General features: G+C 58.6%; 25 protein-coding genes. 7 read left to right on the top strand and 18 right to left on the bottom strand.

The features are described from left to right. The first annotated feature begins 125 nt into the window (after positions 1-125). Positions 126-1,349: a CBS domain-containing protein gene (locus NMAG_RS18365; RefSeq protein WP_004214303.1), complete on the top strand. Its 1,224-nt coding sequence runs from the start codon at positions 126-128 to the stop codon at positions 1,347-1,349. Positions 1,350-1,414: 65 nt separating this feature from the next. On the opposite strand, the gene NMAG_RS18360 is transcribed toward NMAG_RS18365, so the two are convergent. After that, a complete protein-coding gene (locus NMAG_RS18360) occupies positions 1,415-1,858 on the bottom strand; it encodes a universal stress protein (protein WP_004214301.1) in 444 nt (147 codons plus the stop codon). A gap of 192 nt (positions 1,859-2,050) precedes the next feature. After that, positions 2,051-2,956 carry a glycosyltransferase gene (locus NMAG_RS18355; protein ID WP_004214300.1) on the bottom strand — a complete coding sequence of 302 codons (906 nt, stop codon included), beginning with the start codon at positions 2,954-2,956 and terminating at the stop codon, positions 2,051-2,053. Between the two features lie 274 nt (positions 2,957-3,230). Between NMAG_RS18355 and NMAG_RS18350 the strand changes: the two genes are divergently transcribed. Further along, positions 3,231-4,583 carry a TIGR00341 family protein gene (locus NMAG_RS18350; RefSeq protein WP_004214298.1) on the top strand — a complete coding sequence of 451 codons (1,353 nt, stop codon included), beginning with the start codon at positions 3,231-3,233 and terminating at the stop codon, positions 4,581-4,583. Between the two features lie 66 nt (positions 4,584-4,649). Here the strand turns inward: NMAG_RS18350 and NMAG_RS18345 are convergent, their stop codons facing one another. The 6 genes from NMAG_RS18345 to NMAG_RS18320 form a co-directional block, all read right to left on the bottom strand. After that, positions 4,650-4,850: a hypothetical protein gene (locus NMAG_RS18345; RefSeq protein WP_004214296.1), complete on the bottom strand. Its 201-nt coding sequence runs from the start codon at positions 4,848-4,850 to the stop codon at positions 4,650-4,652. 74 nt (positions 4,851-4,924) lie between these two features. Continuing rightward, on the bottom strand, positions 4,925-5,116 hold the full coding sequence (locus NMAG_RS18340; protein ID WP_004214295.1) for a hypothetical protein: 192 nt from the start codon (positions 5,114-5,116) through the stop codon (positions 4,925-4,927). A gap of 8 nt (positions 5,117-5,124) precedes the next feature. After that, entirely contained in the window at positions 5,125-6,897 is a 1,773-nt protein-coding gene (locus NMAG_RS18335) for a b(o/a)3-type cytochrome-c oxidase subunit 1 (protein ID WP_004214294.1), read from the bottom strand. Then, positions 6,894-7,682, bottom strand: coding sequence for a cytochrome c oxidase subunit II (locus NMAG_RS18330; protein ID WP_012996905.1), 789 nt, complete (start codon positions 7,680-7,682; stop codon positions 6,894-6,896). Before NMAG_RS18330 ends, NMAG_RS18335 begins: the two co-directional genes overlap by 4 nt. A gap of 10 nt (positions 7,683-7,692) precedes the next feature. Beyond that, positions 7,693-7,854, bottom strand: a complete 162-nt coding sequence (locus tag NMAG_RS18325; protein ID WP_004214291.1) for a hypothetical protein — start codon at positions 7,852-7,854, stop codon at positions 7,693-7,695. 175 nt (positions 7,855-8,029) lie between these two features. Further along, complete coding sequence (locus NMAG_RS18320; RefSeq protein WP_004214290.1) at positions 8,030-8,542, bottom strand: cupredoxin domain-containing protein; 513 nt, start codon at positions 8,540-8,542, stop codon at positions 8,030-8,032. A 1,031-nt stretch (positions 8,543-9,573) separates the two neighbouring features. Here NMAG_RS18320 and NMAG_RS18315 point away from each other — a divergent pair. Continuing rightward, positions 9,574-10,065 carry a universal stress protein gene (locus NMAG_RS18315; protein WP_012996904.1) on the top strand — a complete coding sequence of 164 codons (492 nt, stop codon included), beginning with the start codon at positions 9,574-9,576 and terminating at the stop codon, positions 10,063-10,065. An 89-nt stretch (positions 10,066-10,154) separates the two neighbouring features. On the opposite strand, the gene NMAG_RS18310 is transcribed toward NMAG_RS18315, so the two are convergent. Beyond that, positions 10,155-11,000: a universal stress protein gene (locus tag NMAG_RS18310; RefSeq protein WP_004214288.1), complete on the bottom strand. Its 846-nt coding sequence runs from the start codon at positions 10,998-11,000 to the stop codon at positions 10,155-10,157. Positions 11,001-11,277: 277 nt separating this feature from the next. On the opposite strand from NMAG_RS18310, the gene NMAG_RS18305 reads away from it, so the two are divergent. Beyond that, entirely contained in the window at positions 11,278-12,828 is a 1,551-nt protein-coding gene (locus tag NMAG_RS18305; RefSeq protein WP_004214287.1) for an ABC1 kinase family protein, read from the top strand. 39 nt (positions 12,829-12,867) lie between these two features. On the opposite strand, the gene NMAG_RS18300 is transcribed toward NMAG_RS18305, so the two are convergent. The 7 genes from NMAG_RS18300 to NMAG_RS18270 all read right to left on the bottom strand — a co-directional run bounded on the left by NMAG_RS18300 (position 12,868) and on the right by NMAG_RS18270 (position 21,339). Continuing rightward, the gene (locus tag NMAG_RS18300; RefSeq protein ID WP_004214286.1) at positions 12,868-13,269 is read right to left on the bottom strand and encodes a hypothetical protein; all 402 of its coding nucleotides are present in this window, start codon (positions 13,267-13,269) and stop codon (positions 12,868-12,870) included. 348 nt (positions 13,270-13,617) lie between these two features. Next, a complete protein-coding gene (locus tag NMAG_RS18295) occupies positions 13,618-14,826 on the bottom strand; it encodes a phosphoglycerate kinase (RefSeq protein WP_004214282.1) in 1,209 nt (402 codons plus the stop codon). Positions 14,827-14,869: 43 nt separating this feature from the next. Next, positions 14,870-15,940: a type I glyceraldehyde-3-phosphate dehydrogenase gene (gene gap / locus NMAG_RS18290; protein WP_004214280.1), complete on the bottom strand. Its 1,071-nt coding sequence runs from the start codon at positions 15,938-15,940 to the stop codon at positions 14,870-14,872. Between the two features lie 810 nt (positions 15,941-16,750). Next, complete coding sequence (locus NMAG_RS18285) at positions 16,751-18,637, bottom strand: transposase (RefSeq protein WP_012996902.1); 1,887 nt, start codon at positions 18,635-18,637, stop codon at positions 16,751-16,753. Positions 18,638-18,856: 219 nt separating this feature from the next. Next, positions 18,857-19,168, bottom strand: a complete 312-nt coding sequence (locus NMAG_RS18280; protein WP_012996901.1) for a hypothetical protein — start codon at positions 19,166-19,168, stop codon at positions 18,857-18,859. 232 nt (positions 19,169-19,400) lie between these two features. Continuing rightward, entirely contained in the window at positions 19,401-19,727 is a 327-nt protein-coding gene (locus NMAG_RS18275) for a hypothetical protein (protein WP_004214277.1), read from the bottom strand. Between the two features lie 385 nt (positions 19,728-20,112). Then, a complete protein-coding gene (locus NMAG_RS18270) occupies positions 20,113-21,339 on the bottom strand; it encodes a tyrosine-type recombinase/integrase (RefSeq protein ID WP_004214276.1) in 1,227 nt (408 codons plus the stop codon). 309 nt (positions 21,340-21,648) lie between these two features. On the opposite strand from NMAG_RS18270, the gene NMAG_RS18265 reads away from it, so the two are divergent. Continuing rightward, entirely contained in the window at positions 21,649-22,620 is a 972-nt protein-coding gene (locus NMAG_RS18265; RefSeq protein WP_004214275.1) for an NADPH:quinone reductase, read from the top strand. A gap of 111 nt (positions 22,621-22,731) precedes the next feature. Here NMAG_RS18265 and NMAG_RS18260 read toward each other — a convergent pair whose 3' ends face one another. Further along, positions 22,732-23,136: a hypothetical protein gene (locus NMAG_RS18260; RefSeq protein WP_004214274.1), complete on the bottom strand. Its 405-nt coding sequence runs from the start codon at positions 23,134-23,136 to the stop codon at positions 22,732-22,734. Between the two features lie 378 nt (positions 23,137-23,514). Here NMAG_RS18260 and NMAG_RS18255 point away from each other — a divergent pair, with 378 nt between their 5' ends. After that, positions 23,515-24,114 (top strand): FAD-dependent oxidoreductase, encoded by a 600-nt coding sequence (locus tag NMAG_RS18255; RefSeq protein WP_004214273.1) that lies wholly within the window; start codon positions 23,515-23,517, stop codon positions 24,112-24,114. Between the two features lie 149 nt (positions 24,115-24,263). Next, positions 24,264-25,361, top strand: coding sequence for a zinc-dependent alcohol dehydrogenase family protein (locus NMAG_RS18250; RefSeq protein ID WP_012996899.1), 1,098 nt, complete (start codon positions 24,264-24,266; stop codon positions 25,359-25,361). 30 nt (positions 25,362-25,391) lie between these two features. Here NMAG_RS18250 and NMAG_RS18245 read toward each other — a convergent pair whose 3' ends face one another. Further along, on the bottom strand, positions 25,392-25,844 hold the full coding sequence (locus tag NMAG_RS18245) for a GAF domain-containing protein (protein ID WP_004214271.1): 453 nt from the start codon (positions 25,842-25,844) through the stop codon (positions 25,392-25,394). Positions 25,845-25,917 lie beyond the last annotated feature (73 nt).

Here is a 25,917-nt window from a genome sequence, read left to right as displayed (position 1 = left end):
CTCCAGTAGTGCACACTGCAGATGAGTGGGAATGCCCACCGCCTATTTGGTATCGTCCACCGTACTCTCACGCACAACCGATACCACGGACGTACTGCCCGACGACCAATCCATTTCCACTCATCATGAATATCGAAACCATCGTTTCGAAAGACTACATCGAGTTCGCCCCGGATACTACCGTCTCGAAGCTCGTCGGAACGTTCGCGGATTCAGACGTCAGCGGCGTCGTCGTTCGCGGCGACGAAAGCGAGTTCGAAGGTGTCATCACCCGTAGACAACTGGCCACGTCGCACCGCCAGCCGAACGAAAAGCTCGGCTCGCTGGTCTGGCATGTTCCCCGGCTGACTCCCGACGAGGACGTCCGAAAGGTCGCACAGTTGATGAACGACAGCGGCTCCCAGCTGCTGCCGGTCTTCGAGGACGACGAATTTCGCGGTGTCGTCACGGTCGACGGTATCCTCGAGGCGGTACAACCGTACCTCGACGCGGCAACGGTCAGTGAAGCAGCCTCGACCGACCTGCGCACGCTGTCACCAAACGCCCGGCTTGGCGAGGCATTGAACACGTTCCGGGAGAACCACATCACGCACCTGCCGGTTGTCGACAACGGGTCGGCAGTCGGCATCCTGAGCCTCTACGACGTCACCGATCTGACGGTCCGTGCCGAGGTCCGAAGCCAGGGTGGGGACGCCGGTGGCGTGGATCCGTTCGGCGGCGAAATCTCCTCGAGTACGGCCCGCGCTCGTCGCGGCGGCTTCGGCGCACGGGAGGGCGAACGCGAGCGTATGCTCGACTTCCCCGTCCAGGACGTGATGGCGACGCCGGTTCGAACCGTGTCGCCGTCCGAAACGCTCGAGACTGTCGTCGAGGAGATGTTCGAGGTCAACGCCTCGTCGCTCGTCGTGACCGACGACGGCTCGCCCCACGGCATCGTGACGAAGACCGACGTCCTCGATTCACTCACCTGGGAAGCCGGCGGCAACCGCGGGGTTCAACTGTACGGTGCCAGCCTGATCGACGACCTCTCCTACGACGATATCGTTGCGATGATCGAGAAGTTCGACGACCGGGACCATGGGATGAACGTCCTCGACGCGAAGGTTCACTTGCAGGAACACGACGAAACGCGCCGTGGCCGCTCACTGCTGCTCGCCCGCGTTCGCCTCTACACCGACAGTGGACTGTTTATCGCGTCCGGAGAGGGCTACGGTGCCAAACACGCGCTAAACGAGGCACGGGAGATCCTAGAGCGCCAGATCCGTGACGAGAAGACCTACGGCCAGAGCAAGAAACCGCCGGGTGAGGAGTTCTGGGAGAAGCGCTTTGGCTGGCTCCTCGAGGAGTGAGTTGAAGCCTGCCGGAGGAACCAGGGCTGCCGGCACCGACACAAACAGTGTAGGGCGGCCGGCTCTCACCTGACGACCGTCACAGGAACCGTCGCCCGCTCGACGATTGACTTTGCAACGCTGCCGATCAGCAGGTCCGTTCGCTCGGAGCGGCCCCGGTGGCCGACGAACAGCGCGTCGAACTCCTCCGCGTAGTCCGTGATCGCCTCCACCGGGTTGCCGTACAGCAGTTCCATTTCGACGTCCGCTCCGTGTTCGTCGGCGACACGTTCGGCGTTCTCGAGGACGTCCAGTCCGCGCGCTTCGGCGTCGTCGAGGCGCTCGATCACCAGCCGGTTGTCGGCGTCCCCGAGGCCGCTGATCGGTTCGGTGCCACCCTCCTCGAAGACGGATGGATCGACGGAGTGAACGGCTGTGATCGAGCCGCCCATCGCGTCTGCGACGTCGATTGCGTGGACGAGCGCGTTCTTCGAGGCGTCGGAGCCGTCGATAGCGACGAGGCAGTGCATGGCAGTACTGTCGACTCGCACGGAGTTAAACGATGGCCCCGGGACTGTGCCACACGGCGGTTTCGGTCGTCGTGAGCCAGCTATCCGACGTCAGTAGCGGGCACCCTCAGCCGGACAGTCTCAATCAGTACGTCTCAGTAGGGCAATCTCAACCGGACAGTCTTGATCAGTACGTCTCAGTCGATCAATCGATCAGTCGAGGACGGTAACGTCGAACGTATCGTCCCAGCGGTACCGTCGGCCACCCCAGACGAACGTCGGACGGACGATCCCAGCAATTCCGAACAGGGGCGCGAGAACGAGCGACGGGACGGCGAACAGCCACGTCCGGCGATCGACGCCAAACGCGCGGTAACGGTTGCGTGCGAGGTACGTGACGCCGAACGCAACGAGCAGCGGCGCGACAATCCCGGCCGCCGCGACAGCCAGGAAAAGCCCGAGGATCGCGAGCGTTTTCCGCGGTGTGAACCGGTAGAAAATCGTCACGAACCGTGTGATCCGCTCGTAGGTGACTCGCGGTCCACCCGGGACACGTACTGGATTGACGAGTTCGTGCGAGGCAACGACCTCGTCGGTGTACTCGGCGAGCAGGGCGTCGTCCGAAACCGTCTGGCGAAGATCGTCGATGTACCCTTCACAGTCAATCTCGCGCCGATCGAACGTAACGCCGCCACCCCAGGTGACCCAATCCGTCTGATCGACCACGAGCGAGGCGAGGACGATGCAAAGCGGTTCCAGCAGTTTGAACGGGTACTCCTCGCTGTAGAAGACCGGAATCGCCGTCACCGTCCCGTGTTCCTCTCCGAGTCGTTTGATCGTTGCCAGCCAGTCGTCGTCTCGTTCGACGTCATCGTCGGTCAACACGATTCGGTCCTGTGAGGCGTGCTCGAGCGCGAGTGCGATGGCGTTTGCCTTCCCAGAACAGCCCTCCGGCTCGCCGGCGACGAGCAACTCGGCACCCACAGGCAAGTCAGCGCTCGCCACCGGATCGTCCGCGCTATCACAGACGACCAGCAGTTCGTCATCGGACTCGAGTTGCCGCCCCAGTTGGTCACACGATCGCGTCCACTCGAACGTCGGAAGGATGACAGTCGCCATCGGTACGTCTACACCAGTCTCCCTGCTAATTCTTGGGGTCGTCTCAGGATCCACAGGAGTTGCGTAGGAGGAGTGGGGAATCGGTAGCCAGTCGCTCGCCACGACCGCGACCGCGAGCGACGTGCCAGTCTACTCGAGTGCGTAACGACGGTTCAGTCGGACGCGCAGAGAAAACCGGTCGATCGATAGTCCGGTCGATCGATAGTCCGGTCGATCAGTAGTCGCTGCTGTCGGTCCGAGGGAACTATCCGTACGCCCGTTGACCGTCTCCGCGATGCGGTACCTCGAGATCACTGTCCCCAGGGACCGTCGACGGGCCGTTCTCGCCGTCCTCGACGACGAGGGAATCGAGTACGTCATCGCCGACGAAGCGACCGCTAGCACGATCGAGGACGCAGCAGTCGTGCGGTTCCCGCTCCCCACGCGAGCGGTTGAACCGGTGCTCGATCGACTGGCCGATGCTGGACTCGACGATGCCCGCGTGGTGGTGATCGACGCACAGACGGTCGTCTCCCAGGAGTTCGACGAACTCCGTGATCAGTACAGTCGTGGTGGAACGCGAGGTGAGCGGACGTCGAGACAGGTATTGCGGACCAAAGCCGATGCGTTTACGCCAGCGATCTCGATCTACCTCGTCATGTTGCTCATCAGCGCGGTCGTCGCCACGGCCGGTTTGCTGTCCGATTCACCCGCAGTCGTCGTCGGTTCGATGGTCATCGCACCGCTGCTTGGCCCCGCACTGGCCGCGAGCGTCGGCATCGTAACCGACGACGCAGAGCTTCGGTCGAGGGGATTCCGGTATCAGACGATCGGCGTCGCCGTCGTCATCGTCGCCTCGATCGCCATCGCGACGCTCGCCCGACTCGGCGGGTTCGAGCCGAGCGGCGTCGACATCGTCGTCGTCGCAGAACTCGAAGAACGGGTCTCTCCAAACGTGCTGTCGCTCGCGGTAGCGCTCGGAGCTGGTGTCGCGGGCATTCTGAGTCTTACACGCGGGTTTTCGGAGGCAATCGTCGGTGTGATGATCGCGGCGGCGTTGATTCCGCCTGCGGCTGCCGTTGGAATCACGACCGCCTGGGGAATGTACGGTGCAGCGCTTGGGGCGTTCGTGCTCGTCGTCGTCAACCTCCTCTCGATCAACCTCGCCGCGCTGGTCACACTCTGGGTCGCTGGATACCGCCCCCAGACACCGGGTCCAGGACTGTTCGAAGTATCGCCCACCCGAAAACGAACGGCTACCTACGCGGTCCTCTTTGGACTCGCACTCGCCATTCTCACCGCTCCGCTAGTTGGGATCACCCTACTCGAGTTCCAGACGACGCAACTCACCTCGACGGCCGACGAGGCGGTGACGGAGGTACTCGAAGACCCCCAGTACGATGAACTCGAAGCAGAGTCGGTCGAGGTCGTTCTCGACGACGAGTATCCCATCCGGTCGGTCGATCGGGTCGTCGTCACAGTTCGCGGGCTGGATCCTGGTCCGCAACCAGACCTCGCTGACCGGCTCTACGAGCGCGTTGCAGCGGAGACCCAGGAGTCGGTCGTCCTCAAACTGCAGTACACCGTCGGTGAGGAACGGGGCGAGCCCGACGAAGACGTATTCTTTCGTACGGTCCGTTCGGGGTAGTGGCTGGTGACTTTCTTCCGTACGGCCCGTTCGGGGTAGTGGCTGGTGACTCGCGTTATACTGTCGTTACGACGGCATTCCGTTGTCGACAGAATCCGTGTCGCCGATGGGTGACATCGCGAGGTACAGTGCACCGAAGATGATGACGACGTTGACCGCAGACACAAATCCGGCCGTCCCCGGACGTCCGAACCCGTACACGACAGTCGGGATCAGCGCAAGCAAGCCGACGGCAACGGCGTGACGTGGTGATACGTCCTCGAGCATGCATCATGTATTCACGCCGGAACGTAATCAATCTATCCGCAGGCATTCTCACTGCTGACTCCGTTCCGATCCGTTCACTGGTCAGCGTTGGTACTCGACGGAGTGAACGCCCAGGCGATCACGATGAGTGTCGCGACGATGCTGACGACTGCTGCTTCGAGGATACTCGTCTCGATGTCGAAGAACGCGAGTACCGTTCGTAGTTCGATGACGATTACGAAGATCAACGCGATCAGGATCAAAAGTTTGGCAGGGGAGGTTCGCATCGGGGGATCTAGGACTTACCGTCGAGTACGGTCTCGAGGTACATGGATGCGTCGGCGACTGGCGGAAGAGACGTAAGGGTTTCCACGATGACGGGGAAGGGTCCGATGTCAGGACCGAACAACCCGCCGCGGCTCACGATATTGGCGAGCGGGAAGGCGTAGGCGATAACGATGAGGACCAGTGCAATCGCGATCCATACCCGAAGGTCGTCGAGAATACGAGGTGAGTCCTCGGGACCGGACAGTGCCGGCGGAATCGTCCCGTCGACGACGGGGATGCTGTCGTTGTTGAACGCAGTCAGGAGGATAATCGTCAGAAAGAGCAGTGCAGAGATGAACAGTAACATGCCGCCGATGGCAAGCTGGGCGCGGAGTTCGGGAATCGAGCCGACGGCAATCTCGTAGTCGAACGAGTATTGCGGTTCCGCGGTTCGCCGGGGGATTCCAATCAGCCCACCCCGGTACATCGAGTTCGTCATGAAGACGATTCCGACGAACCAGAGGACGACCTGTACCAGTGCTAGCTGGCGTCCAACCAGACGGTTGCCGGTCAGTTGTGGAATCAACCAGTACGATCCGGCCATGAACGTTAACGCGACGGCAGTCCCGACCTGCGTGTGGATGTGGCCGGGCACCCACAGCGAGTTGTGGACGAGATAGTTGATGTTCATGCCGGCGTTGACGATTCCGGTAAATCCGCCGAATGCAAAGACGAGACCGGCGAGGGCCATTCCCGTGAACGCAGGGTCACGCCAGGGGAGCGCTCGGAGCCAGTTGAACGTGCCCTCACCGCCGCGCTGGCGCGCCCCATGTTCCATACTTGCGACGACGGTAAAGGCTGTCAACAGGCTCGGCAACAGGAGGAACATGGTATTTGTCATTACTATGTATTTGAATCCTTCAGAGATTCCCGGATCAAGGTACTGGTGGTGAATACCGACCGGCGTTGAGAGCAACACGAAGAGGATGAAGACGACGCGTGCCAGTGGGTCGCTGAACAGCCGGCCGCCCGAGAGCTTTGGCAGGACGATGTACCACAGCATATATGCGGGCAACAGCCAGAAGTAGACGACTGGGTGGCCGAAGTACCAGAACAACGTCCGGGTTAGCGTGGGGTTGAGACTATCGATCAGGCCGAGCGACCACGGCAGGATAAACGCGAGGATCGCGACTGCCACCCCGATCGAGGAGATGTACCACATGATCATGGTCGTTAACACCATGAACGTTGGAAGCGGGATCCGTTCGCCCGGGTTTTCCTTCTTCCATGCCCACCAGGTTCGGAACCAGTCGGCGCCGGCGAGCCACGTTCCAACGACGAACAGGACGAGCCCAATGTAAAAGATCGGGTTCGCCTGTAACGGTGCGTAGAACGTAAAGAGAACGTCGGCGCTCAGTTCGGAGCCGAGAACAGATGGTGGATCGTCCAGAAACCCTGCCAGTATCGCGATCCCAGCCAACAACGTCCCAATCGACATCAACCCGTACCACGTCCAGGTGAGACGCATGTCGACAGGGCCTCGATTCAGGCTGTCCGTCACCGCCCACTGGTAAAGCCCTACGAGAAAGAAGATTGTGAAGGAGATGACCAGAAAGACGCCGTGTCCGGTTAGAATGGTATAGTACGTCGTCGACTCGACGAGTCGTAGAATATCGGTCCGGTGCAACGCCTGCAAGGCACCGAACAGCGCACCGATTCCTAGAGCAATATACGCGGTCGTAAACGCTGCACGGACGACCCGTGCCTGATCGGGATATCTGTCGACGAAGAGATCACTCACGACTCGTCACCCCCGTCATCCGCTTCTTCAACCGTCACGGAACCGCTCTCGGTTTCGTCGTCAACCGTGACCGACCAGTCGTGTTCTCCCTCGCCGAGCTCTTCGGCGTCGACGTCGATCGTCACCGTTTCGGTCTCATCACCCGCGACCGTGACGTCCTCTTCGAACGTTTCATCACCGATCTCTGCCGCAAGCGTGGTGTCGAGATCCTCGAGCAATCCGTTCTCGACCGTTACCGCGAGTTCGAACTCGTCGTCGGGCTCGACGGTATCCGGTGCGTCCACTTCGAGTTCGGTCAGCGCAAACTCGTCTTCAGGGTGGACGATTAGCTCTCCTTCCATGTCGTGATGTCCAGAGCCACAGTACTCGTTGCAGACGACGCCGTATTCCCCGGGTTCGTCGAATTCAACGGTCATCGTCGACACCTCGCCAGGGATGACCATCGTGTTCGTGTTCGTTCCGACGACAGTGAAGCTATGGATGACATCCCGTGATGTGACATAAAAAGTCACCTCATTGTTGGCCGGTATTTCGATCGGATCCGGTTGAAATATGAACGTCATAGCGACGACGTGTGCCTCGAACTCGTCTTCACCTACCTGTTCGACGCCAGGCTCTGCAAAGCGCTCGTCGTCGTTGATATCGTCCGGTGAGAGCGCGTCTTCTTCGTCGCCGATCATGGTAATCCCGAGCCCGACGGTCCCATACGTAATCGTGACGATGAAGCCGACGATCAACACCATTGAGCCGATTAACCACAGTCGTTCGTAGGTGTGTATTTTCATGGGTGCCAACTCACAGGACGATCATCGGCGTCGGAGCGTTACCGACGAACTCGACGAAGTAGGTAAATGCCCACATCAAAATAAGGATGATAAAGTACAGGACAATCAACGCGAGTGTCCCATACGGATCGAATTCGTCGTGGCTTATTTTCCGAGCAGGTGCGTCGTCCATGACAAAATCGCTACCATGGCTGCTAATAAACCCGTGTCGCAGTTTTCGGTTGGAAACAGGAACTTGTGCCCGCGTAACGGTATCACAAACGAACAACTTCACACTCTGGTTGATGACTACCGAATTACCAACCTGTTCCACCACAGACCGGCCCCAAGAGCGTGTAAGGAACGTGCTACTCGGTCCGAATCTCTATCGACCCCTCCATTTCTCTCTCGTGGGTCTCACAGAGGTACACCGCCATCTCCTCACTGGCTGTGATGTCGGCCGTAATTTCTTCGTCCTCTTCCTCGACAAACGAAGTTGAAACCAGGGGTTCGTCCTCATCGTCCCAGATAGCAAAGTTGTGGACGTCACCGTCGGTGTTCGTCCAAACGAACTCGTACTCACGATCCTCGTACAGAGCGATGTCCGGATTCTCTACGCCGTCGATCGATGCTGGACGGCGGCCGATCCACCCGTCGTCAGCGTGCGCTTCGAGTTCGATCGTCTCAACGTCCTCCCACTCATCCTCCCACCCGGTATCTGGAGGATCAGCGTCGTCTGCGTCCGCGTCGTCGCGATCAGGTTCCGGATCTGCCTCACCGTCACCCATTCCCTCGGTACAACCCGCGACGAGGGTGGTTCCGACACCACTCGCGAGCGCGCAGAGCAGCGTTCGCCGGGAGCGTCGGTCGGTTGGTGGCATACCACACCATTCGCCATCCAGACCGGTAAACTCGCGGCAGGCACTTTCTTGGCACGCCGTCAAGGAGTCCCTATTCGGGGAACGAGGGCCGTTTCAGAGCAATCACGGTGATCGGATGTACGCTTCACCTATAGTAACAACTGCAACTCGTTACACACTGATCGCACAGCCCACTCACGGGTCACGTTGTTCCCCGTTCGCTGTGTCGCGGTTCTCACTCACTTCGTTCGCTCGCGGGTCACGTTGTTCCCCGCTCGCGGTCCGCGGTTCTCACTCACTTCGTTCGCTCGCGGGTCACGTTGTTCCCCGCTCGCGGTCCGCGGTTCTCACTCACTTCGTTCGTTCCGAACCGCGCTCGCTCCGAACCGCGCTGCCGTCGTGCGATCAGGTGTGCAGTGACTTGCAGTGGCTACTATACCGGCTCAACGAAGCACGTACCGGGAATCACTCGAACAAGCGCCGATACAGAGACAAAATGGTGCTCCAGAACTGTCCCGATGACCTGTTCCGAACTCCACCGCTCCCAACGGGTACTACTCGAGTTGCACGAAGAGCGAGGAGCCAGCACACTGTGCTAATCGGGGGAGTACTCGATTCGGGCGGCTACTCGACTGGTGATTTGCAGTTTGTTGTCCCCGTTTCTCGGGATGCCAGTGTTGTGTTTGTGGGTACACCGTCGCTGTCCACAGCGGGTTGTATTGCAGATTGAAATTGTGGACGCCGTTCACTACCCGGTCGAAAGTGATTACTGTAAATACAATTGCATCTTTGGCAGCGCGTGCAGACTGTTTCAGCACTGTTGTCTTCCGTTGAGACCAGCTCCCAAACTGGTACGGGAGTATTTACGTTCTTTACATGGGTACTGTTGTAATGTATTGTGGGCGAAATACCGTGTTATCTCCGGTAGTACCAGGTGACTCGGCCAAAAAATGATAGGTGGACGACAAACCTGGTAGCTATCTTTGTTCGGGTTCGATTCACAACTCTGTTTGCCCCTCGAAGTTATTGAACAGGCCGTCGGAACAGACGATATGACGTTTGTCGTTCCCTTCGACGGATCGGAACTGGCAGAAGCAGCCCTCGTCAGGGCGACTGAATACGGCGCCGTTCTCGACGAGGACATCGTTGTCGTGACCGTCATTCCAGAACGGAACCGGTACGCACGCGAGAAAGGCTGGATCGGTGAGAACGAGACGGTTGCCGTCGACGCCATCGCCGAGCAACTACGTGACCAGGTCGAAACTCTTGCGCCAGCAGCGTCGTTCGAATACGAACGTATCCGGGAGTTTCCGCCTGAATCCCGGCTTGCCGGACACATCGAGCGGCTCATTCTCGAACACGAGCCAAGTGTCGTCTTTCTCGGCAGTGACAACGTCGGCCGTGTGGTGACCCCCTTGACGAGTGTTGGTGCTCACGTTGCCGCGGACCACTCCTACGACGTGTTCGTCGTTCGGCAGCCCGCGCCCCCGAACGTCGATGCCGTCGAGGCACACGAAGCGTTCTACGACGAGGACGGAGCATGATGATCGCTCCAGTGATCCACTTTCGAGCGACGTTGTCCGTCCACGTTCGTTCTCGGCCACCGGATTGACTGGATAGGGGCGGTGAGCGATTACTGACTCAGCAAGACCGGCCGGTCGGTCTGGCGCAGCACTCGGACGGTCGTTCCGCCGAGCAACTGCGCTGCTGGTGTGGCGCGTCCGCGAGTCCCCATCGCGATCAAATCTGCGTCGACGGTGCTTGCGCGTGACGTGATTTCCTCCCCTGGAACACCGCGTGTGACAGCAGTCGTGACCGAGAGATCACGCTCACTGGCAGCAGTCCGGAGTCGTTCGACGAGGTCGTGTCCGCCTTGCCTGACGAGTTCGTCCATCGGCTGAGACGGGTCTGCGAGTGCGGGATTCGTCTCGTCGATCACGTGGAGGATATCGACTGCACTTTCGACGTTCGCCGCGAGTTCGAGTGCGTGATCGGCTGTCCGAGACGCACTCTCGCTGCCGTCTGTCGCGGCCAGAACGCAACGCGGTCCATCGTCGGGGAGAGACGCGTCCGTCGGCACGGCGAGCACCGGTGTCTCAGACGTGCTGAGCACACGCTGGGTCGTACTCCCCGGGCCCGCTTCCGCTGTCAAACCGCGAGTTCCCAGGACGATTAGATCGGCTTTACTCTCGGCGAGCGCAACGATTTCCTGATACGGAACACCCTCGCGAACATCCCGGTCGATAGTAAGATCGGCAGCAGCACCGGACTCGACGACCGATGAGAGTGTCTCTCGACCGCGGCGTCTGGTCGCCGACCGGACCGTGCTATCTTCATCTGCGAGCTCGTATTCGACCGGCTCGACGACGAGCATCGCCCTGATCGTCGCGCCGGTTGCCCGTGCGATCGACACGGAACAGTCGAACGCGTTGATCGAAGCGGGACTGCCGTCGATGGGAACGAGAATCGTACCGTACATAGGAACGAGTACGACTGTAACTGATAAGAATCCACACACCAGATCTCGGTAAGCGGGACACACCTGCCCGTAGTAAAATTGACACACTTGCCCGTGGTACGTTGCACACAGGCCCGACCGCCGACCGCGGTGAACTGAATGCCATAACGGAACCGGATGCCATAACGGAACCCGGAGTGGCGGCCAGAGCGGAAAAACCAGTCAGCTATTAGTAGCGTCTCGAGCAACAAGTAATTATGAGTCGCCATCGGACCACATGCGCCGGTGTTCGCCGCCGATGAGATTCTACTATCGATATCTCCAGGTTCTCGTTCGGTTCCTCCCCATCGCGATTGCACTCCTCAGGGACCGCCGACGGTTCCTGCTGTTCGGTCCCTCGCGATCCGTCCCGGAATCCGTCCACCGCACGCGGGCCGACCGACTGACACAGACGATGCTCGACCTCGGTCCGGCCTTTATCAAAGTCGGACAGGTTCTCTCGACGCGCCCCGACATCGTCCCACCGACCTACGTCGAGTCCCTCTCGAGTCTGCAGGACGAAGTTCCCGAAGAAACCGGCGGTGATCCGTTCACTGTCGTCGAAGCAGAACTGGGTGACACCCTCGATCTGGAGACGGTAACGCCGCTTGCCGGCGGGTCGCTCGCGTACGTCTATACCGCTGCGTACGAAGGAGAGGAGATCGCACTGAAGGTTCGACGGCCGGACCTCGCGGCGATGATCGAACGAGACCTCCGCGTCATCCGCCGACTGATCCCACTCATCGCGCTCTTCGCGGACGAACGCCAGCGGTATTCACTCGAGAACGTTGCGAACGACTTCGAGGAGATCATCCGCGACGAACTGGATTTCGAGCGCGAGGCAGCGGTGATGGACGAGATCGGCACGAACCTCGCCGACGACAACCGCGTCGTCGTCCCAGAGACGTATCCGTCACTCTGTTCAGAGCGCATCGTCGCGATGGAGTACGTCGAGGGGACGAAGATTACGGATTCGAACGCACTCGAGGGCGCGGGCGTCGACGAAACCGAGATGGCGACGCTGATCACACGCACGTACCTGCGGATGGGGCTCGTCGACGGGGTCTTTCACGCCGACCCACACCCTGGAAACCTCGCGGTCACGGACGCGGGACGGCTCGTGATCTACGATTACGGGATGAGCCAGCGTCTGACCGAACAAGAACAGGCCGATATTACTGCCCTCTACCGAACCCTCGTCAGGCGAGACGTCGACGGGCTGGTCGACGCTCTCATCGCGCTCGAGGTTCTCGACGCAACAGTCGACCGCGTGGCCGTCCGACGCGTCCTCGAGCTGGTGATCGAAACGCTCGAAGGACGGTCGGAAATCACCTGGCGTGCGATCATCACCGAACTGTTCACCATGCTCCACGACTTTCCGTTCCGGATCCCACCGAACGTGATGTTGCTCGTCAGGGTCGGCAGCGTTGGCGAAGGCATCTGTCGGAGCCTCGACCCGGAGTTCGACTTTCTGGCAACAACCCGATCCTTCCTCATCGATCACGGCTTCATCGAGAGCGAACTCGAGGCACTGTTCACGGACATCCGGGACGACGTCCGTCGGTCAGCACCAGTCGTGGCGGGACTGCCAGCCCGGGTCGATACCGTGTTCGGCCAACTCGAGCGCGGCGAACTCGTCGTCAGGACCGACCCCGTCGAGTCGACCACTCTCGATCCGGGGCTCGGTTATGCCATCCTCTCGAGTGCGTTCGTCCTCACAGCGGCGTTGCTGTCGTTCCAGAACGTGCTGTACGCAGCCCTTGCATTGGTGGTTGCCGTCGTGTTCTTTCTGTTCTACGTGCGGGCCTAGTGGCGCGGACGAACTCGTGTACTTCCGTCACCACCGGCCTCAGACGTAGCCCTCAATATCAACAGTGATCGTCTCTGGCACTCCGTCTTCTAAATCGGTTATTCTGATAAGCAATGAGTGAGTTATGAGGTCATCACCACCCATCCGTGGAGCGTCGATAGAGATTTCGATATTGAGTCCATTTTCGAGGCGAGAGATCGCATCTAACACGAGATCTGGATCCGACTGCATGCCGTTCTGTACAATCACAATATATGAATCGTCGAACGTCGTGTTATCGATGAACTCCGTCACAGAACCGATGTCGGCAAGTTCGCTATCCGCAGTTTCTGGGTCTTCGATTATAGTGTGATACTCCTCTTTCCAGGCGAGGGGCTCTCCGTCTCGTGAAGCGTTCGCTGCCAAAACATCGCGTTCAACATGTACTGTTTCGACAGCCATACCTGAGGGGAGTGTTGGAGAGTTGTACCAGTTCCATCCGAGATACCCGCCCCCCAGTCCAAATCCACCACCGATAAGAGCGAGGTATTTTCGACGATTCAAACTCATAGTGAAATGGTTGTGTGCTACCGATTGTGTGCCAGTCCTATAACTGTCCGCCAAAATACAATCCCCACTTCACTCTCACCCGGTCAGTGTGTCCATGGCGTGGACAGTCGTGTCAACGGATCAGGTGTCCAAAAAGGAGGGGTTCAACAGAGTCGTTGCAGTTGTAGCCATCGCTTGGCCGCCTGCTCCAGTGGTACCTCCAAACGGTGGTAGGAGGGGACTCAAACTGACCTGGAAGTCTCAAGAGTCACACTCGAGTGCGTCGATTCCCGCGAGGGACGCACCGGTCAGAGCGCGGACGTACGCACCGCCAGCGATCGAAACGCGCGTGAAATCGTCCTCGTCGAGATCGTACAGTTCGATCGAGTGGGCTGTATCACCGCCACCGACAACCGACACACAGTCGGTGTCGGCGATCGCTGAAAGTATCCCGACGGTACCGTTGGCGAACCGCTCGTCCTCGAAGACACCGACGGCACCTTTGACGTAGACTGCCTCGGAGTCCGCGATGCGGTCGGTGTAGCGATCGATCGTCTCCGAACCAATGTCGAGATACGATGTCTGCTTCTCGATCCCCTCGACCGCGGTTTCCGCTCGATCGCCGTCGTCTTTGTACGCAAGATCGGTCGGGAGCACCACCGTGGTGTCGTGCGTCTCGAGTGCGTCCGTGATCGTCTCGCTGTGGGCTTCCCACTGATGGTCGAACAGTTCCGTCCCGTCGACATCGTATCCGAGGTCGTGTCCGTCGGCACGCAAGAACAGTTCGCCGATGATACCGCCCAGACAGAAGTGATCGACGACATCCGCGAGTTGTTCCACGACGGGAATGGTGTCTTCGGCCTTCGTTCCGCCGAGAATCATCGTCACGGGGCCGTCGAACGCTCGTTCCCGGATCGCGGTGTTTGCTCGGTACTCCTGTTCCATCACGCGCCCTGCGTAGGCATCCATAACGAGTGGAAAGCCAACGATCGACGCGTGTGATCGATGTGCCGTCGCGTAGGCATCGCTGACGTACGCGTCGAATTCCGTCGAAAGCGTTCGTACCAGTTCCGTCTCGGCCTTGGTCTCTGGCGCTTCTTCGGGTAGTTCTCCCTCACACATTCGCACGTTTTCGAGGAGGAGCACGTCACCGCGTTCGAGGCCATCGATCGCAGACAGCGCTTCCTCGCCGCACGTATCGGCGACGAATTCGACGGGCCGATCGAGATGGTCGGAGAGGATTGCAGCATGCTGGTCGAGGGAAACGAACGTGTCCCGTCCCGGCCGTCCCTGGTGTGCAAGTAAGGCGATCGCGTGGTCGTCTGCGAGCAGTTCCTGAACGGTCTCTGCGTGGCGGGCGAATCGGCGGTCGTCCTGTACGACGCCGTCCTCGACGGGAGCGTTGACGTCGATGCGGACCAGAAGCCGTTGCCCAGGTTCGAGGTCGTCGAGCGTCTGAAAGGAGGTCATGAGTGTTCGTATTGACGTCGTATCGAGTTGCGATCAGTTCACGTCAGTGAGTGATAGTCCCCGTAGTGTCGATCGTATCCGTCTCTGTCGCGACGTAGCGTGCGAGATCCAGCATCTGTGTCGAGAATCCGTACTCGTTGTCGTACCAGGCAAGCACCTTGACGATGTCGTTGGCGACGACCATCGCGGACTCGAGGTCGACGTACGAGGCAAACGGGAGCCCGACGATATCTCTGGAGACGATTTCGTCGTCAGTGTAGCCCAACACACCCGCGAGACCGTTATCTGCTGCGCCACGGATGGCCTCGAGGAGATCGTCTCGAGTAATGTCGGCCTCGACATTGACAGTGATATCGGTGATCGACCCGTTAGGAACCGGAACACGCATCGCCATGCCGTCGAGTTTGCCCTCGAGCCCTGGAAGTATCTCGATCGTGGAGTTCGCCGCTCCGGTCGTCGTCGGGACGATGTTCTCGGCGGCTGCGCGCCCACGGCGTCGTTTATCCATTGGACCGTCGACCAGCCCCTGGCTCCCGGTGTAGGCGTGGACGGTCATGAGGACTCCTGAGACAATGCCGAATTCCTCGTCGAGCACCTGTAAGACCGGCGCGACGGAGTTCGTGGTACACGAGGCGTTCGACAGGACATCCTCCCCGTTGTACGCCTCGTGATTGACACCGTAGACGAACATCGGAACGTCCTTCTCGCCTTTCGGTGGAGCCGAGATGATCACCTTGTCCGCACCTGCATCCAGATGCTGGGCGGCCTCATCGTGCGTCCGGAACAGTCCGGTCGCCTCGAACGCGACATCGATATCGAGTTCGTCCCAGGGGAGTTCTGTCGGGTCACGCTCGGAAAGTAACTGCACTTCGTGGCCGTTGGCGTAGAGGCGGCTTCCCTCACGGGAGACGCCAGGCAGCCGTCCATGGACTGAATCGTACCGCAACAGATACTCCATATCGTCGTCGTCCATCACGTCGTTTACGGCGACGACGTCGATTGCATCCTCGGTCAGCGACGCACGCAGAATGCTTCGTCCGACTCGTCCGAACCCATTGAGTCCGATCCGAAGCGTCTCGTTCGATGTGGTATCACTACCTGTGTTCGCTCTCATAATCGACCGGGCCACCGCGAGCGGTATATTTGTTTGCCCGGACGATGACGCTGTCCAGAGAAGTGAACGAGAAACAGCGGCGTGAACTCGTGGACTCTCTGTGACGTTCAATCTTCTTACCAATAGCAAAGGAAAACGGCAACGCTGGCCCGTATCGAACGACAGGGAACGTACTGCGCATCACGCGTCCACCCGTCAGTCGTCCCCGGGTGGGCGATCTGGACGGAGCGCTGCCATATCTTCGGCTGCGTGGTCCCGATACTGATAGCCTACTCGACTTGTGCTGGGTGTTTTCAGAGCAGTTGTGTCGTATTCATCCAGTAGAACCGGTCTTTGAGTCGGTTTCTCGTGAAACTATAGTAGCCACTGCAAGTCACTGCACACCTGATCGCACGACGAGCGCGCGGTTCGGAGCGAGCGCGGTTCGGAGCGAGCGCGGTTCGGAACGAACGAAGTGAGTGAGAACCGCGGACCGCGAGCGGGGAACAACGTGACCCGCGAGCGAACGTAGTGAGTGAGAACCGCGACACAGCGAACGGGGAACAACGTGACCCGTGAGTGGGCTGTACGATCAGTGTGTAACTAGTTGCAGCTGTTACTATAGTGGGCTCCGGAACCACGCCTAGAAGGCAGGCATTTGACCAAATAATCGGTTGGGCAGTAGATTATCTCGCTACAATATCTATGTATGAAACAAGCGGTTGAGCAGGATGAAGTGGACAGTACAGGAACAGATGAGAATCAGCCGCAAATAAGGAACGCAGAACAGTGCCGCCGCTCAGGAGTCAACCAACACGGGACGACTCAGGATTAGTCGGGTGGGTCGAGACCGTAGTATTTCTTCGCCACAGTCAAGAACTGGTTCGCGTCCACACGCGGCGCATACGTCGTGTTCTCACCCTCGGTGGCGAGTTTCACCAGCAAGTCCACGAGCCGCCAGACGTTGTACAGCACGCACGCAAACACGAAATTGAAGAACCGATACGTGTGGCGTTTACTCGTCGTGCGGACGCGAAACGTCTTGATTTGCTTGTAACCATTCTCAATGCCCCAGCGGTGGCGATACCGGCGAACCATCCGCTCAACCATGTGAATGCGCTCTATCTCGCTGTCGTCGTCATTCAGCGTCACGCTGGGGTGGTTCGTCTCGAACAACGCATACGTCTGCGCATCCTCGTCGCTTCCGACAGTCGGCTCATTTGCCTCCTGCTCACGGAGGTCGTCAATGACCGGACCGAAACCGCGTCTGTCGTCGTCATCGTTTAGGTCGATACCGAGTTCAGCGAGGTCTTCACGCATCTCTTCGCGGACATCCGAACTCCCCTTTACGGGTTCGCTGCTCTCTTCCATATCCTCCGCATCAGGGTCGTCCGTGCTGGAGGGGAGGAACATCCGCTTGCGAGTCGGACCATCTGGGACTGTTTCCTCTTCGATGTGAACGGTCTTTCCGGCACGGCGAAGCCGTGTACACGTCGCTCTTTCAGATTGGCGTTTGCGTGCGCCATTCAGGTAGTAGACCCCGTGTTTATCACACGCGTCCTTCACGCCATCATTATCGAACTCTCTGTCCATCATCACGAGTTCGATGTCGTCTACGAGGTCAAGCGCATTCTCCAGCAAGCTGTCCACGATGTCGGCTCGCTTCATCCCGCGTTTGACGGGTATTGCGTCCAGTACGAGCGGAATGTCGTAGCCCACAATCTGGATGGTCGCCCACTGATAGTACACTTCGCCGTCCTTGTAGCCGAGAATCCAGTCCTCCGTGATGTTGTCGTCCTCGTCGCGCTCGATTTCACCAGTCCACGGATTCCCCTTGGTAATGTCGATGGCGGCCCAAAGTTTGCCGACGAGTTCGGAATTGTGCCGAGCGCGGGCGATGAGCATCCGGGTTGTCTCGTGGAGCATCGAGCGTGTCTCCTCGACGGTGAGCTTCCCTATCTGGTAGCGATGATTGGATGCGCTCGGTGTGTGGTCACGCTGGGAGTCGATGAAGAAGGAGTGTTGACCGCTCTGTGCGTACATATTCTCGCGCATCCCCATGTAGGCGTGCTGTTCCCAGAACGCGTTCTCGTGGATTACGCTATTGTCGGCTCGCTTCAGGTAGAATGTGTCCGTGACGAACGGTTTGGCCTGTTGCCAGACCTCCTTGGTCTTCTCTGCGACGAGTCGCTGTTCGCTCCGCTTCGAGGAGATGTCCCGTTCCTCGGGTCGGAACACTGGGTCAGGAGCAGGAATGCCTTGTTCGCGGGCGAAGGCGAGGGCTTCCTCGGTGGCTGTACGCACGAACTCACGCTGTACGTCGGTGAACTCTTTGTTCCACATCTCCCAGAGCCGGGACTGGCTCGGCGCTCCGCTGGTGTCGCGGTTGTGAGCAACAGAGAAGCCAAAATCACGGCAAATGTTGGGGAACGAGTGAAGGAAGCGGTGGAGGAGTCTCTCGCGGCAATCCCATGCGAGCCTGAGCATATGTGCCTTCACCCACGCGTAAAATGACGTGGTGTTCCGGTGCCACTTCGCGCGGGCATCGCCATACGTTTCGTCTTGGAAGAAGGTGTTTCGTAAGACCTCGATGAAATCGGGCTTCTCGTTGTAGTGAGTGAAGAAGTGGATACTCCCGTTGTATGTCTCGTCGTTGACGGTGAACGTGAAATTCCTGTCGTGGTCAAAGGGAGATTCTGTGTGGGAACAAACCGCCATGTACGACTGGACGAGAAATGCTCTATATAAGAGTATGTGATTTTCTACAGAATTGATGAACTGGACTGCCGGATTCTTGATTGGCAGGTAAGATTCTTATTCTTACGAAATTGAGAACAGTGTGGGGAGTGAAAATCGCGTTCAGTACAGGTGAGCCAGTACCCCAGCGACTCTATTTTCTCTCTCTGGAAACTACAACAATTCTGTAGAGTATGGTTGTTACACTCTCTTGAGAAGACGGATAATAGGTTGAATGACATATAATACCGCATCGGCGATAACCAAATCTTCTTCGTGGCGGCGGTCATAAATGTACAGACTAAGGATGAGTGCTATCGGGAAAACCACTAACAGTATAACGCTGGTGAATGGTTCTGCGCTTCTCAGTATTTCTGAATCAGCCCAGTAACGACCAAGGCCTGCCAGTAGCGTTACTGCACCGGCAATTGCTATTGCATAGGAGAGTCGGCAGGCCTCCAATATCACTGTCTTGCGTGGATACCCGTAGATTCGGTCTGTCTCGTTGGTCATCATTTGTAATAACGTGTGGCTTACATAATAGTTCTTTGCTCCGTTAGGAAATAGCAGAATAGCATCTACAATTGAGGAGAGTTATGGTGGCAAATTCGACATACCTTCAAAATACTCTTCTCCATATTGGTAATAGTTAAATAAAGTAATATAGTCAGTTCGGATGAGATAGTTACCACAGCAACTCCTCCTTCTCTATGGAGTCTGATAACAATTCTGTAGAGTATGCTTGTTACGGTCCCGCACCCCGGAGATAACGAATCAATGCAGCGATGGGGTGAATCACCTTCAATACCGCATCGGCGATAATCAAGTCTCGTTCGTGGCGGCGGTCATAAATGTACAGGCTAAGGCCAAGTGCTATCGGGAAAGCCACAAACAGTATAACGCCGATGACTGGTTCTGCGTCCCCCAATATTCCGGTATCAATCCAGTAAAGACTGAATCCCATTAGGGTTGTTATTATTCCAGTAATCATTATCGCATAGGAAATTCGAAATGCCTCAAGTAATACAACCTTGCGTTGATACCCCAAGATTTGGTCTGAATCGCTGGCCATCGTTTATTGTAAAGAGTGATTGGATAATAGTATACGGGTTCTGTCTCAGACTCTTCCTCAGTTAGGAAATTGCAGAATATCATCCATAACTGAGGAGAACCATAGTAAACAGCTCGTACATGTAGTTGCCGAATCGACCAATTCAGATTCAGATGCACTGAGAAATCCAACCGATTATCCGTGACGTGCCTGCCTTCAGCACGCCAGAATAATATTGCAATATGTGGTTTATCGAAAACCGCTCTACGGAACAGTCGAATCGAAGCTATTGCTGAACGCAGGTGACCCAGCTACCGACTACTCGAGCGAAGATCGATCTACGGACACCACCTGGAGATGGAGCCTGAGTCCAACCGCCAACACACGATCACGGACACGGTAGCCATCACTCGGCCCCAAACACCGCTGCGAGCCGTTCACGCATGAAATCACGACGATATTCCCGCCGTTCAGCCTCAGACAGATAGTTCTTCAACACGACAGACGCATCAGCACTGCCCTGATCGGCCGCGATTGTGTCCAGGTTCTCGAGTAAGTCGCTCATCGCCTCGTTGTACGTCGTATACCAGAAGCGCCGGCCCATTTTTGACGTCGGACGTTCGCCCCGAACGCGCACGTCAGCCTGGTCTGCAAGGCGCTGAAACCGTGCCTGAACGGTCTCGCCGGTAACATGATCACGGTTCGCGTTCGGCGACGGGAACAGATATCCCGACCAGTTGCGATTGCCTGCACCCAACTCGTCGACCCGATTAGACAGTTCCGGCACGCCATAGATCAACGCGACCGTTCCCGGCCCGTTCTTTCGCTCCTCGAACACGATGTGTGGCTCGTCGGACTCGAGTTCAAGCTGGGAGACGTGCAGGCTCGCAACCTCGTTTCGGCGCAGTCCCCACGCACAGAGTGCCAGAACGAGCAGTTCGTCGGACGGAGCGTCCGCAGCGGCGTAGATTGTCCGGACCTGTTCGGGTGAGAGGGCCGCGTTGTCTGGATCGGCTCGAGACCAGTTGTACTCCTCATCGATCGATTCGACGGGGTTGAACGAGGCTTTCGCCCGTCGTTCGAGGTGCTCGTAGAACTGAGAGACGTCGCTGTGATAGCGTAGCTTCGAGGCGTCAGTCCCGAGGTCGGCGTTCAGTTCGTCGAACACCGCGAGTGCGCGGCGGATTTCCTCGCTCTCCGCATCCGAGTCAGCGACGCGTTCGACGAGATTCGCTTTCCCGTGGAGCTCACGGTACAACCGGGTGTAGGTCGCCAGTCGAGACTGTTTCGTCCGTACCGTCGTCTCGGCGAGTTGGCGGCGACGCTCGAGCGTTCGCAGGTAGGACTCGAGTTCGGTGATCGTGGATTCGTCCTCGATCCCCCATTGAAACGACGCACCGGTGTCTCTGTCCTCGTAGCCGACGGTCGCCAGAAATTCCGAGAGCGTCAGTTCGTGGTGTTCGCGAAGTGCGTAGGCGATTCCCGAGAAGCCGGCGTCGGTGACGTCCTGGTAGGTTGGCCGCGTTGTGAGATCGACGCCGTTTCGTCGAAGTTCGGGCTCGATGTCGGTCCGCCAGCACTCCTGCAGTTCGTCGAGTGACTGTTTCGACCAGTTGTAGTGTTCGCTACTCATGTGATGTCACGATTTCCGTGGTTTTCAGTGAGACAGCCCGGTTTCGGAGGGGATGGGTGATTTGAAACCGACCATTTTCGTACGGTTCAGTATATGTGACAGTCGTATAAAACTACTGCTTAGTCGGTTGTCGCAGAGTGGACAACCAAGATAAGTAATTCAGTGACTGGTGGCTCGGTGAGAGGCCTAAATGGCATAATGCTATACAGAATTTGGACCACTACCGAAGGCACGCCGACAGGCCGGTCACCGACTAACTGCAGCTGCGTCGACGGTACCTTTACACCCAACTTCGGTGATAGAGTGGCTATGAAAGCAGTACAGTACCAGAAAAGCGGAGACCCAGATGTTCTCACTCTCGTCGAAACCGAGCGACCCGACCCAGCACGGGAAGAGGTACTCGTAGAGATACGGGCTGCGAGCGTCAACCCAGTCGACGCGAAAATTCGCCAGAGCGGACCCGGTCGGTTACCGAAAACGACCGGTTCGGATCTCGCCGGCGTCGTCGCTGCAGTTGGCGACGGCGTTTCTGACTACGACGTTGGTGACCGGGTTTTCGCGACCGGGTTGCACACCGGTCGATTTTCGGGGGGCTCCTTCGCCGAGTTTGCGACAGTACCAACCGATCTGCTCGCGCCGCTTCCAGACGACGTGAGCTTCAAGGAGGGTGCTGCTGTCGCACTTGTCGGCGTTACTGCATGGCGGGCACTCCTCCACCACGCGGGTCTCGAACCTGTCGAAACAGCGTTCATCCACGGTGGGAACGGCGGTGTCGGGCACGTTGCAGTTGGACTTGCCGACACGCTGGGTTCGACACCCGTTACAACAGCACGGCCATCCCATCACGAGATGGTCAGTGAACTGGGCGCGGAGACAGTCCTCGATTACACTCGAGATGACCTGACCGAAGCAGTTCGCGAGGCCAGCACCGGTGCGGATGTTATTCTCGATCATCTCCCAGAAACGTACTCAGAACTGGATGTCGAGGTTGCAGCGTTCAACGGTGACGTGGTGTTCATTGCAGGCGAGACGACATCGCTGCCGAACGCTGCTATGGCCCGCTCGAAAGAACTCGACGTGCATCTGATGAGTATGTCGAACTTGGCAACTCACGCAGAACTGCCGAATATCGGTCCGATCCTCGACCGACTGGGGCGGCTACTGGCAGCGGACCGCCTCGATGTACGTATCGACCGCACCCATTCGCTCGCGGAGGCTGCCGAGGCACACCGTGCTGTGATCGAAGAGAGCATCGCCGGCAAAATTGTCGTTGTCCCATAGATGATATACATTTGATTGTTCTATACTGTGCATCAGTATGAAGGTGAGAAGATATCCGCTAGCTACGGTGAGTAGCTAAATTGGGATACCTCGAAAACGCAATCACAAATGTTAGATTTCTCCGATCGTCTCTTCCATCATCGAAATACAGTTCCATTCCTCAATTGGCCATTCAACGGAGGCAATCTCCGTTCCATACTGGTCGACAGCAGTGACATCTCGGATAATCGTCCAACTGAGACGGTCAGCACCGGCGTACGCCCCCTCAATTGGCACACGTCGGTGGGTGTTGATATCTAACTCGTCACCATAGTAGGTTGCTGTGACACGCTCCATGTGGGTCGTCGTGTCGAGTTCCTCACGCCAGTACTCGGCAATATACTGCACCTGTACCCAGACCTCGGCGAGGTCATCGCGGTTGGTATCGACAATTATGCGTGTACAGTCCCACTTGGTGAACTCAACACCGTTCTCGACGACCGTCCGTGGCCGGTCGTAGTCCTGTGCTGTTGTCACTGTCGCGATGCCTGATCCAATAGCAGTTGCACTAATGCTGGACAGGATTGATCGCCGTGGCAGTTGCTTATCGTTCCCCATGAGAATACATCCAAGATAGAGGGGAAAATAGCTAACACGCCCGGTATCAGAATCTCAGTTTAGTTGTAATTCACGTTCTGGTAGCCGCAGTGAGTTGCGGAAAAGAAACTACTACAACGGGATGTGCCCTCGAGAGGCACAAAAGAATCCATGCCACACCAGACCGAACAATACACCTGCTGACAGTGCCATCGAAAGCGTACACGCTTCCGTCCCCAGCCCGGTGACACGACTGTTAGGGGGTAACTCGAGTGTCGCTTGTGTGTATTTACTCATCGAGCGATAATGTGTAGCTGTATGAGCGAAACAGACGCAACTGTTGCCGTCGTTGGCGGCGGTCCCGCTGGATTGAGTGCAGCCCTCTTTACACAGAAGAACGGTCTCGACACCGTCCTCTTCGACACGGACGAGACGTGGATGCACAAGGCACACTTGTTCAACTACCTGGGAATCGGCTCACAGGACGGCTCGGCGTATATGGAGACCGCTCGCGAGCAGGTCGACAGCTTCGGTGTCGACCGGAATCAGGGCGAGGCGGTCACCAGCGTCACCGAGACGGACGACGGCTTCGACGTCGAAACGGAAGCAGACGATGGCACGTACGCGGTCGAGTACGTGATCCTCGCGACGGGAGCCAACCGCGATCTCGCGGACGAGCTCGGTTGCGAGTTTGAGGACGATGTCGTCGACGTCGGCGTGACGATGGAGACGAGCGTCGAGAACGTCTACGCGACGGGTGCGATGGTTCGCGTCGACGAGTGGCAGGCCGTCATCTCCGCGGGCGATGGTGCCGCAGCCGCACTGAATATCCTCTCGAAGACGAAGGGCGAGAACTACCACGACTTCGACGTGCCCGCGGACGCGGCGAACGTATTCGAGTCTGTCGTCGCCGAGTAACGCGATACGCGACACCCTGGGACAAATTGCGGCACCGACTCGGCCTCGGCTTCGGCTTTGGTTCCCGTTTTTTCGTACGGCCATCTCGGTGAGCCACTGCCATGCTCGGATCCAGATACGTTAACTCACCCCAGCGCGACGACGTACGCATGCGCGCTGCAGTACTCGAGTCCTACGGCGACCCACTGTCGATCGAGGAGGTCGATCCACCAACACCCGACCCGCACGGTATCGTCGTCGACGTCGAGGCCTGTGGCCTCTGCCGGAGCGACTGGCACGCCTGGCAGGGTCACGGCGAGTGGGCCGACGACCAGGTACCGATTGGCCAGATTCTCGGCCACGAACCCGCAGGTCGCGTTGCACAGGTCGGCGAGCGCGTCGACGAACTCGCCGTCGGCGACCGCGTAGCCGTGCCGTTCAACCTCGGCGACGGTACCTGCTACTACTGTCGAAACGGCCACGGGAACGTCTGCGAGGACGGCTACGCGCTCGGCTTCGAACCGAGCGTCCCCGGCGCGTTCGCCGAGCAGATTCACGTTCCCCACGCGGACTTCAACGCCGTTACGCTTCCCGAGGGTGTCTCCGCGGAAGCCGTCGCCGCGCTGGGCTGTCGGTACGTCACGGCCTTTCACGCGCTGGCCCACCGAGCCGACATCGCAGCCGGCGACTGGGTCGCCGTCCACGGCTGCGGCGGCCTCGGACTCGCCGCCGTCCAGATCGCTGCCGCACTGGGCGCGCGCGTACTCGCCGTCGATATTCGGCCGGCACCACTCGAGTTGGCGAGCGATCTCGGTGCGGAGGTGACGATCGACGGATCCGAGTTCGAGGATGGACCGGAAGACAGCGAGAGCGACGGCGACGAGAGCGTCCCGACCGCAATCAAGTCTCGAACCGACGGCGGTGCACACGTTTCGGTCGACGCGCTCGGCCGTGCCGAAACGTGCCGGAATAGCGTCGATTGCCTGCGGATTCGCGGCACACACGTTCAGGTCGGGCTCACCACTGCGGCCGAACGGGGCGAGATTGCACTGCCGATCGACGAACTCGCTCGCTGGGACGTGACCGTCGTCGGCTCCCGCGGCATGCCACCCTCTCGCTACGACGAACTCCTGCGACTCATCGACGCGGGCACGCTCGACCCCGAGCAACTCGTCACGAATCGGGTGGCACTCGAGGACGTCTCCGATCGGCTCGCGGCGATGAGCGGATACGAGACGGAGGGGATCGAAGTCATCACTGAGTTTTGAGCGGGCGTTGGTTGAATCGGTTGCGCTCGACTACAACTGCTGTGTGAGTTCTGTCCCCCGCTCCAGCAATCGGTCACGTTCGCGGTCGGTGAACTCGTACTGCTCAGGTTTGGCGACGCCGATGGTCCCCTCGAGTGTCCCCTCCGGGCCGAGGAGCGGCGCAGCGAGCGATCCCTCCATGCCCGTCTTGCGAGCACCGGCCTCAGCGACGCCGGAATCGTCCGTCTGGAGGTTACAGACGTCGACCGGTTCCATCCGCTCGGCTGCGATTCCGGCCATCCCTTTTCCGATCGGGATCGAACCGATGCGCTCGAGGACGGGGCCGGGAATACCGACCGCGGCGACGAGTTCTAGCGTGTCGCCCTCGAGTCGGTGCAGCGTTCCGGATGTGCAGTCGAACTCGTCGATGATCGTCTGAAGTTCCGTCCGCATCTCATCGCCTGTCTCGAGTTCCGCAGACGGCTGCTGGTGGCTGTCGTCCATCGTACTCACCACCCATCCCGACGGAGCGGCGCTTAAAGCTGTGGACGGTTGCAGCCGGAGTGGCCGGTAAACC

The sequence above is a fragment of the Natrialba magadii ATCC 43099 genome (assembly GCF_000025625.1).
Classification (GTDB): Archaea; Halobacteriota; Halobacteria; order Halobacteriales; family Natrialbaceae; genus Natrialba; species Natrialba magadii.
Note: the sequence above shows the minus strand (reverse complement) of the source record. Positions and strands in the feature narration are given on the sequence as shown.